This is a genomic window from Cupriavidus necator (assembly GCF_013141915.1).
In the GTDB taxonomy this organism is placed as follows: Bacteria; Pseudomonadota; Gammaproteobacteria; order Burkholderiales; family Burkholderiaceae; genus Cupriavidus; species Cupriavidus necator_B.
This window is the reverse complement of record NZ_SROX01000020.1, coordinates 1-13,335: the sequence shown is the minus strand read 5'-3', so window position 1 is coordinate 13,335 and position 13,335 is coordinate 1. Positions and strand designations below refer to the sequence as shown.

The window sequence follows — 13,335 nt, the reverse complement described above, 5'->3', positions numbered from 1 at the left end:
CCGGTGCAGACATCGGCGCGCCCTGGCAGGGAGTGTAATACGGACCCGCGTGCGGTGCGCCCGGGCCGTGTGCGGGGGGAAAGCCGGCCTTCAGTTGTTTTCCTTGCCGTCCACGCCGAACCAAGGCAGCGCCTCTTGCGGCGTCAAGATGCCAGCCGACTCGGCCATGGTGTAGCCCGGCAGCGCCTCGATGCGCCGGGCAAAGGCCGGGTCGGCCAACAAAGCCAGCAGCCCGGCCATCCACCCGGCGGTCTGGTCGTTCTTGCGCAGCGCCAGGTAGTAGGCCTCGCGCGTGAGCGGCACGAACGCCAGCCCGTGGGCCTCGGCATTCATGCGCAGCCCGAAGCCGGCCTGCGCGCGGCCGGTGTGCACGGCTTCGGCCACTTTTTCGTTGCTGAACTCGGTTTCGTCGTAGCCGGCGATCTGGTCCGGATACAAACCCTCGGCAGCCAGCAGCTGGTCGAACAGCATGCGTGTGCCCGAACTGCGCTGGCGGTTGACAAAGCGCGCCTGGCTGCGCGCCAGCCCGCGCAGGTCGTGCACCTCGCGCGCCACGTCGGGCGCCAGGATCAGCCCCTGCTCGCGCCACGCCAGCCGTAGCAGCCGCACTGAGGCCGGCCGCAGCCATTTGCGCAACGTCACATGCGCCACCGAGCCCGCGGTCTGCACCGGCGAAACATAGAATCCGGCCAGCTCCGACTGGCGCTCCTGCAGGCAGATCAGCCCCTCGACGCTGCCGCAGAACACCGTGTCGAGTTGCAGCGGAGTCCGCGCCGTGCCCAGCGCGGCGGCCAGCACCTCCACCGCCGGATCATGGCTGCCGGTGAAATGCACGCATGACTGCGGCTGCTGGGCGTCGTCCAGGTCGGCAATGAACTCGGCCATGGCCCGCTGCACCGCCGGCTCGATCGATTCGCGCAAGCGCAATTCGGCGCGCAGCAGGCGCTCGCCGAAACGCGTCAGCGAGGCGCCCCGCCCGCGTTCCATATCCAGCATGCTGCGCCCGAGCATCGCTTCCCATGACCGCATCACGCCCCAGGCGTGGCGGTACGACAACCCGATCTCGCGCGCGGCGCGATGCAGCGATCCGGTTTCGCGCACGGCCTTGAGCAACTGGAACACCTTCGCATTGGCGCGCGGATTGTCGTCGGCGGCAATCACCGGAAACAGGTCGAAGCGGAAAGTCATAGGTTCTCCGCGACATATTTACTTGGCGATCTTGGCTGGATCACAATGTTTACCCCATTTTTATCTTTGTTTTGCCGCATTCTCCCCGAGAACCCAAGGCAAAAGCAATTATGTCCACAGAAACATAACATCGAGGAGATACCGCATGTCCCGTCGTGCCCAACCCATGCATCGCCGCTCGCGCCACCTGGTCGCGTCGATCCTAGGCATCGGCTTGCTGTCGGCCGCGCACGCCGGCGACCTGAAGCTCGCAACCACCACCAGCACCGAGAACTCCGGCCTGCTCAAGGTCCTGCTGCCGCGCTTCGAGCAGAAGTCGGGCGTCACCGTAAAGGTGATCGCGGTGGGCTCGGGCAAGGCCATGAAGATGGGCGAGATGGGCGATGTCGACGTGCTGCTGGTGCACGCACGCAAGATGGAGGACGCCTTTGTCGCGGCGGGCTACGGCGTGAACCGGCGCGACGTGATGTACAACGATTTCATCGTGGCCGGGCCCGCCAGCGACCCGGCCGGCCTGAAAGGCGGCAAGGACGTGCTGGCCGGCCTGCGCAAGCTCGCCGGCAGCGGCAGCAAGTTCATCTCGCGCGGCGACAACTCCGGCACCGACGTGATGGAGAAGGACTATTGGAAGCAGCTCGGCATCGAGCCCAAGGGCCAGCCGTGGTACGTCAGCGCCGGCCTGGGCATGGGCGAGGTGCTGACCATGGCGGCGCAGATGCCGGCTTATACCCTGTCAGACCGCGCCACCTATGGCGCTTACCGCGCCAAGACCGGCCTGGCGATCGCCATCGAAGGCGATCCAAGGATGTTCAATCCGTACGGGATCATCGCGGTCAACCCGGCTCGGCATCCGGGCACCAACTACAAGGACGCGATGAAGCTGGTGGAGTGGATCACGTCGAAGGAGGGACAGGACGCGATTGCGGGGTACAAGCTCGAGGGCGAGCAGTTGTTCTTTCCCGACTACAGGACATCGACCGCCCAGAAATAACGGAGTGGCTGTCGTGCCCCGGATGGCGGGTCACCCCGCCTCGGCCTCCAGCCTGGGCAACTGCGGCAAGTCCGCCGCTACCTCCGCGATCATGCGCCGGATCCACATCACGTCCGGCGCGGCATGGCAGCGCTCGTGCCAGAGCTGGTAGAAGCGCATGCGCGGGAACGACACCGGCGACGGCACCATGCGGATCGGCAGGTACTGTGCATAGTGCGCGGCAAACTGCCGGCCGGTGGTAAACACCATATCGGTCTTCATCAGCACATACGGCACCAGGCCGAAATACGGCAGCGTAACCTGGATATTGCGCTTGTAGCCCTGCTCGGCCAGGGCCTGGTCGATCATGCTGCGCTGCATCGACGCATAGGGCGCCGGCGCCAGGTGCGGCATCTCAAGGTAGTGTTTCAGCGTCAGCCCCTTGCGCGCCAGCGGATGCTGCGCGCCCAGCATGCACACCACCTCATCGTCGAACAGCGGCGAGATGTGCAGGTGCTCCGGCGGCGACAGCCAGTTGCCGACCACAATATCCAGTTGCCCCTGCTCGAGGTCATCCAGGAAGTCCGATGACGAGGTCATCGGATGCACGAACAGCTTGGCGCCCGGCGCCAGCCGGCGCACGCGCTCGACGATATTGGGCAGGAAGAAGGCGTCCAGGTAATCGGGGGCGCCGAGGTGGAACGTGCGCGTGGTGGTGGCCGGGTCGAACTGCTGCGGCGGCCGCGCGATGCGGTCCATCGCGGCCAGGCTCTGCTCGGCCAGCGCCAGCAGTTCGCGGCCGCGCTCGGTCGGCACCATGCCGTTTTTGCCCCGCACCAAAATGGCGTCGCCGGTGATTTCGCGCAGCCGCTTCAGCGTATTGCTGATGGCGGGCTGAGACTGGCCCAGGCGCACGGCAGTGCGGGTCACGCTCTGCTCGGTGAGCAGGGTATGGAGCACCCGCAGCAAATAGGTATCGAGATGGTCGCGTCCGTGCATGGCGATGGCGGCCCTCCGGCGGGGGCCGGATGGGTGGCGTGGGGGATGGGAACGGCGCATAGTGTATGACAGGCACCCCACAATCGGTCAAATCACCCCCTCGCGGGGGGCGCCGCCTGGTGCGGCGGCGTACCGACCGGTGCGCCCGCTGATGGGGCATATCACCTGGGCTGAATATTGCTGCAAAGCCCGGGTGCTATGTTTCCGCCATCACCAAGAGAGAGAAGACCATGGAGACGCAAACCATCCGCTTTTTCCACCGCGGCCAGGTCAAGGAAGTATCCGACGCCCCCATTACCCGCACCGTGCTGCAGTACCTGCGTGAAGACGCGCGCTGCACCGGCACCAAGGAAGGCTGCGCCGAAGGCGACTGCGGCGCCTGCACCGTCGTGATCGGCGAGCTGCAGGACGGCGGCGATGTCGAATTCAAGGCGGTCAACGCCTGCATCCAGTTTCTGCCCACGCTCGACGGCAAGGCCCTGATCACGGTCGAGGACCTGCGCCAGGCCGATGGCAACCTGCACCCGGTGCAGGAAGCCATGGTCGAGTGCCACGGTTCGCAATGCGGCTTCTGCACCCCGGGCTTCGTGATGTCGCTGTGGGCGCTGTACCAGCAGCACACCCCAGGCGGCGAGGCACCTTCGCGCCAGACCATCTGCGACGCGCTGACCGGCAACCTGTGCCGCTGCACCGGCTACCGCCCGATCATCGATGCCGGCGAGCGCATGATGGCCCTGCCCGCCCCCACCGCGGACAAGCTCAACCCCAGGCAGATCGCCGACACGCTGCGCAACCTCAAGCGCGGCGAGACCTTCCGCTACCGCGCCCAGGGTCAGGAATTCCTGGCCCCGCGCACCGCGGCCGAGTTCGGCGCGATCAAGGCTGCGCAGCCCGATATCCGCATCCTGGCCGGCAGCACCGACGTCGGCCTGTGGGTCACCAAGCAGTTCCGCGAACTGGGTAACCTGCTCTACGTCGGGCAGGTTGAAGACCTGAACCAGATCGAACAGCGCGACGGCATGATCGAGATCGGCGCCGCCGTGACGCTGGAAAAGGCCTACACCGCACTCAACGCCGCGCACCCCGAGCTGGAAGAACTGTGGAAGCGCTTTGCCTCGCTGCCGATCCGCAATGCCGGCACGCTGGGCGGCAATATCGCCAACGGCTCGCCGATCGGCGATTCGATGCCGGCATTGATCGCGCTGGGTACTGAAGTGGTGCTGCAGCACAGCGAGACGCGCCGCACGCTGCCCCTGGAAGACCTGTACCTGGCCTACCAGAAGACCGCGATGCAACCGGGCGAATTCGTCGCCGCGCTGCGGGTGCCGGTGACCGGCCCGCAGCACTTCCGCACCTACAAGCTGTCCAAACGCTTTGACGAGGACATTTCCGCCGTGTGTGCCGCATTCGGCATCACCGTGCAGGACGGCATCGTCACGCAGGCCCGCATCGCCTTCGGCGGCATGGCCGCGACGCCCAAGCGCGCCGCCGCCACCGAGGCGGCCCTGACCGGCCAGCCGTGGAACGAAGCCACCGCCCGCGCCGGCATGGCCGCACTGGCACAGGACTACACGCCGCTGTCCGACATGCGCGCGACCGCGTCGTACCGCAGCCGCGGCGCCGCCAACCTGCTGTACCGGTTCTGGCTGGAAACCCACGCCAACGCGCTGCCCGCCGCAGCCGTCAATGTCCGCGCCCCCGGCGCAGGCGCCACTGCAATCGCCACGGCCTGAGCCAGAGAACAAGGAACGCATCGGCATGAACAAGCAAACCGAACCCTTCCTGCTCGACGCCACCGCCGAACAGGTCCCGCAGGTCGGCATCTCGCGCCCGCACGAATCCGCCCACCTGCACGTGGCCGGCACCGCCACCTACACCGACGACATCCCGGAGCTGGCCGGCACGCTGCACGCCGCGCTCGGCATGAGCACCCGCGCGCACGCGCGCATCAAGTCGGTCTCGCTCGACAAAGTGCGTGCCGCGCCGGGCGTGGTCGACGTGCTGACCGTGGACGACATCCCCGGCACCAACGACTGCGGCCCGATCATCCATGACGACCCGATCCTGGCACGCGACGTGGTGCAGTTCATCGGCCAGCCGGTCTTTATCGTGGTGGCTACCTCGCATGACGCCGCGCGCCGCGCTGCCCGCCTCGGCGTGATCGACTACGAGGACCTGCCACCGGTGCTGTCGCCGCAGGCCGCGCACGAGGCCGGCAGCTATGTGCTGCCGCCGATGCACCTGACCCGCGGCGAGCCCGCCGCGCGCATTGCCGGCGCGGTCCACCAGGACAGCGGCACGATCCACCTGGGGGGCCAGGAGCAGTTCTACCTGGAAGGCCAGATCTCCTACGCCGCCCCGCGCGAGAACGACGGCATGCATGTGTGGTGCTCGACCCAGCACCCGACCGAAATGCAGCACGCCGTGTCGCACATGCTGGGCTGGCACGCGCACCAGGTGCTGGTCGAATGCCGCCGCATGGGCGGCGGCTTCGGCGGCAAGGAATCGCAGTCGGCGCTGTTCGCCTGCTGCGCCGCGCTGGCCGCCTGGAAGCTGATGTGCCCGGTCAAGCTGCGCCCGGACCGCGACGACGACATGATGATCACCGGCAAGCGCCATGACTTCGTGTTCGACTACAGCGTGGGCCACGACGACGAGGGCCATATCGAAGGCGTCAAGGTCGAGATGGTGTCGCGCGCCGGCTTCTCGGCCGACCTGTCTGGCCCGGTGATGACCCGTGCCATCTGCCACTTCGACAACGCCTACTGGCTGCCGAACGTGCAGATCGACGGCTACTGCGGCAAGACCAACACGCAGAGCAACACCGCGTTCCGCGGCTTCGGCGGCCCCCAGGGCGCGTTCGCGGTCGAGTACATCCTGGACAATGTCGCCCGTACGGTCGGCAAGGATTCGCTGGACGTGCGCCGCGCCAACTTCTACGGCAAGACCGAGAACAACGTCACGCCTTACGGCCAGACCGTCGAAGACAACGTCATCCACGAACTGATCGACGAACTGGTGGCCAGCAGCGCATACCGCGCCCGCCGCGAGGCCACGCGCGCGTTCAACGCCGCGAGCCCGGTGCTGAAGAAAGGCATCGCCATCACCCCGGTGAAGTTCGGCATCTCGTTCAACGTTGCCCACTTCAACCAGGCCGGCGCGCTGGTGCACGTCTACAACGACGGTTCGGTGCTGGTGAACCACGGTGGCACCGAAATGGGCCAGGGCCTGAACACCAAGGTGGCGATGGTGGTGGCGCACGAACTGGGCATCCGCATGGAACGCGTGCGCGTGACCGCGACCGATACCAGCAAGGTGGCCAACACCTCGGCCACCGCCGCGTCGACCGGTGCCGACCTGAACGGCAAGGCCGCGCAGGACGCCGCGCGCCAGATCCGCGAGCGCCTGGCCGCTTTCGCCGCGCGCAAGGCGGGCGTGGAACCGTCCGAAGTGCGCTTCAACGATGACCTGGTCAGCGCCGGCGAACTGCGCCTGTCGTTCGGCGAGCTGGCGCGCGAAGCCTACGTGGCGCGCGTGCAGCTGTGGTCCGACGGCTTCTACACCACGCCCAAGCTGCACTGGGACCAGAGCAAGCTGCAGGGCCGCCCGTTCTACTACTTCGCCTACGGTGCCGCGTGCTCCGAGGTGCTGGTCGACACCCTCACCGGCGAATGGAAGCTGCTGCGCGCCGACGCGCTGCACGACGCCGGCCGCTCGCTGAACCCGGCGATCGACATCGGCCAGGTCGAAGGCGCCTTTATCCAGGGCATGGGCTGGCTGACCACCGAGGAACTGTGGTGGAACAAGGACGGCAAGCTGATGACGCACGCCCCGTCCACGTACAAGATCCCGACGGTCAACGACTGCCCGGAAGCATTCAACGTGCGCCTGTTCCAGAACCGCAACGTCGAGGACAGCATTCATCGTTCCAAGGCCGTGGGCGAGCCGCCGCTGCTGCTGCCGTTCTCGGTGTTCTTCGCGATCCGCGATGCCGTCGCCGCGGTGGGCGACTACCGCATCAACCCGCCGCTGAAGGCGCCGGCCACCAGCGAGGCGATCCTGGACGCCGTCGACGCGGTGCGCGAGGCGGTGGCGCAAGGGGCTGCGCAGGCAGCCTGAACCATGGTCAGGAAGCGCGCGCCCGCGGGCGCCCCGGACTTTCCCCCGGCGGCTGCGTTGACAGCCGCCGGGCCGGTGGAAGAAGCCGGCGCGCGCCACCCCTGAACCCGGCAACTCAAAGCCTCACCAGGCATCACCAGGCATCTCCCCAAAGGCCCCCGACCATGCAGGACGCACCGCTCAAACCCTTCCGCTTCGCCGATGCCGCACGCATGGTGCGCGCCGGCGTGCCGGTGGCGATGGTCACCATCGTCGAGGTCAAGGGCTCGGCCCCGCGCGAGGCCGGCATCCGCATGCTGGTCAGCGCCGACGACCTGGTCGGCACCATCGGCGGTGGCCACCTGGAGTGGCGCGGCATGGATATCGCCCGCGCAATGCTGGTGCGCGGAGAGGCCCGCCGGATCGAGCGCATTCCACTGGGGCCCGCGCTGGGGCAGTGCTGCGGCGGCGTGGTGCAGCTGGCGTTCGAGGTCCTTGGCGCGTCCGACCTGGCGTGGCTGGATACCGTCGAACGCAGGTTTGCCGCGCACCGCTCGCTGCAACGGCATGTCCCCGCCCACGGTGCCATCACGTTCGCAGACAGCCGCGCCGTCCTGCCCGGCGTCATGCTGGAGCCGGACGGCAGCTGGACCGACACGCTGGTGCCCGACACCATGCACGTGGTGCTGTTCGGCGCGGGCCATGTCGGCCACGCGCTGGTCAAGGTGCTGGCCACGCTGCCGTGCCGCGTGCACTGGGTGGACGAGCGCGACACCCTGTTCCCCGGCGGCCTGCCCGACAACGTCGAGGCCGAGGCCAGCGACACCCCCGAGGCCGTGGTGGCGCAGGCGCCGGCGGGCAGCTACTTCCTGGTGATGACGCACAGCCATGCGCTCGACCAGACCCTGTGCGAAGCAATCTTCAAGCGCACCGATTTCGCGTACTTCGGCCTGATCGGCTCCAAGACCAAGCGCGCATGCTTTGAACACCGCATGGCCGAGCACGGCATCGACCCGGCCCGGTTTGCGGAAATGACATGCCCCATGGGGGTTTCGGGGATCACCGACAAGGCTCCGGCTATGATTGCAATTGCCATCGTCGCCCAGCTGCTCCAGGTCCGTGAACAGCGCCTTGCCGCGCTGCGTGCGGGCCATGCCGAGACGGTGCATCCCTGAACCCGTGCCGCCGGCCCTGCCGGCCGGCACAGAAAAGCCCAGAAACGAGGCCCCCATGACCATCGATGCCGCGCTCGCGGAACAGATCCGCCGCACTCCCAAGGCCGAACTGCATGTGCATATCGAAGGCACGCTTGAGCCGGAACTGATCTTCCGGCTGGCGCAGCGCAACCAGGTGGCGCTGCCCTACCCCAGCGTCGACGCGCTGCGCGCCGCCTACGCCTTCACCGACCTGCAATCGTTCCTGGACATCTATTACGCCGGCGCCAGCGTGCTGCTGACCGAGGAAGATTTCTTCGACATGACCATGGACTACGTCAAGCGCGCCGTCGCCGACAACGTCCGCCACGCCGAGATCTTCTTCGATCCGCAGACCCATACCGCGCGCGGCGTGCCGATGGGCGTGGTGATCGACGGCATTGCCGATGCCCTGGCCCAGGCCCGCACCGAATACGACTTCTCCAGCAGCCTGATCCTGTGCTTCCTGCGCCATCTGCCCGAGGAAGACGCGTTCGCCACGCTGGAAGCGGCGCTGCCCTACCGCGACCGCTTCGTCGGCGTGGGCTTGGATTCGTCCGAGCAAGGCAACCCGCCGGAAAAGTTCGCACGCGTGTTCGCGCGGGCGCAAGCGCTGGGCCTGCACCGGGTCGCCCACGCCGGCGAGGAAGGCCCGGCGCAATACGTCACCGATGCGCTCGACATCCTGAACGCCGAGCGCATCGACCACGGCGTGCGCGCCATCGACGATCCCGCGCTGGTCGAGCGCCTGGCGCGCGAGCGCGTGGCGCTGACCGTATGCCCGCTGTCGAACGTCAAGCTCAAGGTCTATCCCGACCTGCGCGACCACCCGCTCAAGCGCATGCTCGATGCCGGCGTGGCGGTCACGCTGCATTCGGACGACCCGGCCTACTTCGGCGGCTATATGAATGCCAACTGGGAAGCCAGCTTCGACGCGCTGCCGCTGGATGCGGCCGACGCGCACAAGCTGGCCCGCAACAGCTTTGAAGCGGCCTTCCTGCCTGCCATGCAGAAGGCCGAGTTCCTGGCGGAAGTCGACCACTTCTGGTCCGATCCGCCCAAGTCCCTGCCTGCAACGGCCCCCGCGGCCTGAGCACGGCGCATGCCAATAGCGCGGCCTGCTGCTTGCACCCCTGCGGTGCCGCGCGGGCCGGCCACGAGAGACAAACCATGACGACCCACCCCATTACTGACTCCCGTACCCGCGCCATTCGCGGCCGCGTCCTGCATTTCCTGCGCGATCCGCAATTCCATGAAGACGCGTATCAGTATTGGGACGACGGGGTGCTGATCGTCACCGACGGGCGCATTGCCGCCGCCGGCGACTACGCGGAACTGGCCGCGCGCATCCCGGCCGGCGCGGAGGTGATCGACCACCGCGGCAAGCTGATCGTGCCCGGCTTTATCGACACCCACGTGCACTACCCGCAGACCGACATGATCGCGTCGCCGTCGCCTGGCCTGCTGCACTGGCTCGACACCTACACCTTCCCCGAAGAGCGCCGCTTCGCCGATCCCGACTATGCGCGCGGCGTGGCCGGCTTCTTCACCGAGGAACTGCTGCGCAACGGCACCACCAGCGCGGTGGTCTGGAGCACGGTGCACAAGGCCTCCGCCGACGCGCTCTTTGCCGAAAGCGAGGCGCGCAACCTGCGCATGGTCACCGGCAAGGTGATGATGGACCGCAACTGCCCCGAGTTCCTGCGCGATACGGCCGAGACCGGCGCCCGCGATTCGGCCGACCTGCTGTCGCGCTGGCATAACAAGGGACGCCTGTCGTACGCCATCACGCCGCGCTTCGCGCCCACCTCGACCGAGGCGCAACTGGCCGCCTGCGGCGAGCTGGCGCGCGCCTACCCGGACGCCTTTATCCAGACCCACGTGGCCGAGAACCGCGACGAGGTCAAATGGGTGGCCGAACTGTTCCCGGACGCGCGCAGCTACCTGGACGTCTACGACCGCTACGGCCTGCTGCGTCCGGGCGCGATGTACGGCCACGCCATCTACCTGGACCAGGACGATCGCCGCCGTCTGGCCGACAGCGGCGCCGCGGTGGCGCACTGCCCCACTTCCAACCTGTTCCTGGGCAGCGGCTTCTATGACTTCCACCAGTCCGACGCCAACCGCCTGAACGTGACGCTGGCCACCGACGTCGGCGGCGGCACCTCGTTCTCGATGTTCCGCACCATGAACGCCGCGCACAAGGTGGCGCGCATGGGCGGCTACTACCTGACCGCGCTGCGCATGTTCTACCTGGCCACGCGCGCCGCCGCCGAGGCGCTGGGATGGACCGGCCGCGTCGGCAGCTTCAGCGAGGGCTGCGAGGCCGACTTCATCGTGCTCGATCCCAAGGCCACGCCGCTGATCGCCCGGCGCAGCAACCGTTCGGAGACGCTGGAAGAAGAACTGTTCGCCTTTGCCATGCTGGGCGACGACCGCGTGATCGACAGCGTCTATGTGATGGGTGAGGCGGCAAGCGTCCCGGCAGCCTGACACATCACACCGCGCCGCGCACACACCCGCCGCCATGGCGGCGGGCACGCCTTTACCGCTTTCACCATCCCACCGGCTTGACGACCGTCAAGACTGCCCCCGACAAAGCCTTCTAACCTTGCGGTTTCGCCGCGGCCTTCGTGTTGCCGCGCACCCATACCCATCGACCGCAATCAGAAGGTTCTGCATGACCGCTTCTCACACCGCAGATTCCCCCGCCGCGCATGCCGCCCCGCAAGCCCGCGCGCGCCCCCAGGCCCGGCATGACGTCCCCCTGCCCGAACCGATCGCGCCGGACGCGCCGCTGCCCTCGCGCAAGATCATCCGCGGCTGGCTGATCCCGCTGGGCCAGCGCAGCACGCCGCGCGCGCTGATGCTGTTCGCCTTCGACTACCTGCTGTTCGGCGCCGTGCTGGCCGGCGTGGTGCTGGCGCCGTACTGGGCCGCCAAGCTGGCGCTGGGCGTGCTGGCGGGGCTGTTGATCGCGCGCCTGTTTATCATCGGCCACGATGCCTGCCACCAGAGCCTGACCCCGCGCCGCGGCCTGAACAAGTGGCTGGGCCGGCTGACCTTCCTGCCGTCGCTGACGCCGTACAGCCTGTGGGAAGTCGGCCACAACGTGGTGCACCACGGCTACACCAACCTCAAGGGCTTCGACTTCGTCTGGGCGCCCTACTCGCTCGAAGAATTCAACGCACTGCCGCGCTGGCGCCGCGTGATGGAGCGCATCTACCGCACCGGCTTTGGCCCGGGCCTGTATTACCTGGTCGAGATCTGGTGGTGCAAGCTGTTCTTCCCCAGCAAGCGCCAGATGGCCACGCGCCGCGCTATTTTCACCGGCGACTGCATGCTGGTGGCGGGCTTCGGGCTGGCATGGATCGGCGCGCTGGCAGCCTTGGCGCTGGCCACGGAGCAGTCGGTATGGATGCTGATCGGCGCCGGCTTCGTGCTGCCTTTCCTGGTGTGGAACGTCACCGTCGGCTTCGTGCTGTATGTGCACCATACCCACACCAGCGTCGCCTGGTACGACACCAAGGCCATGTGGGCAAAAGCCCAGCCGTTCGTTTCCACCACCGTGCACCTTCGCTTCCGCCATGGCATCGGCGCCGCGCTGCACCACATCATGGAACACACCGCGCACCACGTCGACATGAGCGTACCGCTGTACCGCCTCAAGCGCGCGCAGGCGCTGCTGGAACACGCGCTGCCGGGCCGCATCATCATCGAGAACTTCTCCTGGCGCTGGTACTTCGACACCGCGCGCCGCTGCAAGCTCTATGACTTCAAGGCGCTGTGCTGGACCGATTTCCGCGGCCGCCAGACCAGCGAGAACGCGCCGGTACCGGCCTGATCGCCGTGCCGACCGCGGCGGTGGTGGACGATCCGCCGCCGCCGCGGTTATAATTGCCGCTTCCATTGGGGAGTAGCCGCCCTGCTCTCACCGCGCCGCGCAATGCGGACTCCGGGGGACAGGGGCGTACGTCAACAGACTTGACCGCTTGCGGTTATGGCGTACGCAGCTCCGGACCCGCCTGGCCAACTGGCCCAGGCAGCGTCCATGCCTGGCGAGACCGATGACCATCCCTTTCTGGCCGGGCCGGGAAAGGGTTGTGTCATTGGCATCTCGCGATGCATTGCGGCCCGGTTATCCCACATAAAAACATGGAAGCCTTCCTCGTCTCCACAGGCATCGTCGCCCTTGCTGAAATGGGCGACAAGACGCAGCTGCTGTCGCTGGTTCTGGCGGCACGTTATCGCAAACCCCTTCCCATCATTCTCGGCATCCTGGTCGCCACGCTGTTCAACCACGGCTTTGCCGGGGCGCTTGGCGGCTGGCTCACGCACGTGGTCGGCGCAAGCCTGCTGCGATGGATCCTGGGCCTGGGCTTTATCGCAATGGCCGCGTGGATGCTGATCCCCGACAAGCTTGACGACGCCGAGCAGGCCAGGCCCGTCAAGGGCTTCATCGGCATCCTTGGCACCACCCTCGTCGCCTTCTTCTTTGCCGAGATGGGCGACAAGACCCAGATCGCCACGGTCGCGCTGGCGGCGCGCTTCAGCGACGCCGTGCTGGCGGTGGTGATGGGCACGACTTTCGGCATGATGATCGCCAATGCGCCGGCGGTGCTGCTGGGGGACAAGTTTGCCCACAAGATGCCGATCGGGCTGGTGCATAAGATTGCGGCGGGGATTTTTTTGGTGCTGGGGGTGTTGGTGTTGGTGAATGTTGGGGGGTGATTATTTGGTTGGGGCTGGTGGTGACGTGGTGTCGGGCTTTTTTGCGGTGGTCGCTGCTGGTGACATGCTGTCGGCTTTTGGGACCTGTCAGAAATTTTGTGTTTAGGGCATAACATGTCGCCAAGGAGCATGTATGCCACGCAAAACCAAGACGAG

Annotated in this window: 10 protein-coding genes and 1 riboswitch; of the genes, 8 read left to right on the top strand and 2 right to left on the bottom strand. The window is 67.1% G+C overall.

Annotated features, from left to right (window positions below; genetic code table 11):
* Positions 1-90: 90 nt before the first annotated feature.
* Positions 91-1,188, bottom strand: coding sequence for a substrate-binding domain-containing protein (locus E5S69_RS26870; protein ID WP_171517503.1), 1,098 nt, complete (start codon positions 1,186-1,188; stop codon positions 91-93).
* Between the two features lie 145 nt (positions 1,189-1,333).
* Between E5S69_RS26870 and E5S69_RS26865 the strand changes: the two genes are divergently transcribed.
* Positions 1,334-2,179 carry a substrate-binding domain-containing protein gene (locus E5S69_RS26865; RefSeq protein WP_171517502.1) on the top strand — a complete coding sequence of 282 codons (846 nt, stop codon included), beginning with the start codon at positions 1,334-1,336 and terminating at the stop codon, positions 2,177-2,179.
* A gap of 30 nt (positions 2,180-2,209) precedes the next feature.
* Here the strand turns inward: E5S69_RS26865 and E5S69_RS26860 are convergent, their stop codons facing one another.
* Positions 2,210-3,157 (bottom strand): LysR substrate-binding domain-containing protein, encoded by a 948-nt coding sequence (locus E5S69_RS26860; protein WP_010809162.1) that lies wholly within the window; start codon positions 3,155-3,157, stop codon positions 2,210-2,212.
* A 230-nt stretch (positions 3,158-3,387) separates the two neighbouring features.
* Here E5S69_RS26860 and xdhA point away from each other — a divergent pair, with 230 nt between their 5' ends.
* From xdhA to E5S69_RS26825, 7 genes are all read left to right on the top strand, one after another.
* Positions 3,388-4,890 (top strand): xanthine dehydrogenase small subunit, encoded by a 1,503-nt coding sequence (gene xdhA, locus E5S69_RS26855; RefSeq protein ID WP_171517501.1) that lies wholly within the window; start codon positions 3,388-3,390, stop codon positions 4,888-4,890.
* 25 nt (positions 4,891-4,915) lie between these two features.
* A complete protein-coding gene (gene xdhB, locus E5S69_RS26850; protein ID WP_171517500.1) occupies positions 4,916-7,276 on the top strand; it encodes a xanthine dehydrogenase molybdopterin binding subunit in 2,361 nt (786 codons plus the stop codon).
* A gap of 164 nt (positions 7,277-7,440) precedes the next feature.
* On the top strand, positions 7,441-8,430 hold the full coding sequence (xdhC, locus tag E5S69_RS26845; RefSeq protein ID WP_171517499.1) for a xanthine dehydrogenase accessory protein XdhC: 990 nt from the start codon (positions 7,441-7,443) through the stop codon (positions 8,428-8,430).
* 55 nt (positions 8,431-8,485) lie between these two features.
* Positions 8,486-9,541: an adenosine deaminase gene (locus E5S69_RS26840; protein ID WP_171517498.1), complete on the top strand. Its 1,056-nt coding sequence runs from the start codon at positions 8,486-8,488 to the stop codon at positions 9,539-9,541.
* Between the two features lie 77 nt (positions 9,542-9,618).
* Complete coding sequence (gene guaD, locus E5S69_RS26835; protein ID WP_171517497.1) at positions 9,619-10,941, top strand: guanine deaminase; 1,323 nt, start codon at positions 9,619-9,621, stop codon at positions 10,939-10,941.
* 187 nt (positions 10,942-11,128) lie between these two features.
* On the top strand, positions 11,129-12,292 hold the full coding sequence (locus E5S69_RS26830; RefSeq protein ID WP_171517496.1) for a fatty acid desaturase: 1,164 nt from the start codon (positions 11,129-11,131) through the stop codon (positions 12,290-12,292).
* Between the two features lie 55 nt (positions 12,293-12,347).
* Positions 12,348-12,577, top strand: a riboswitch (yybP-ykoY riboswitch).
* A 26-nt stretch (positions 12,578-12,603) separates the two neighbouring features.
* On the top strand, positions 12,604-13,179 hold the full coding sequence (locus E5S69_RS26825) for a TMEM165/GDT1 family protein (protein WP_171517622.1): 576 nt from the start codon (positions 12,604-12,606) through the stop codon (positions 13,177-13,179).
* Positions 13,180-13,335: the final 156 nt, after the last annotated feature.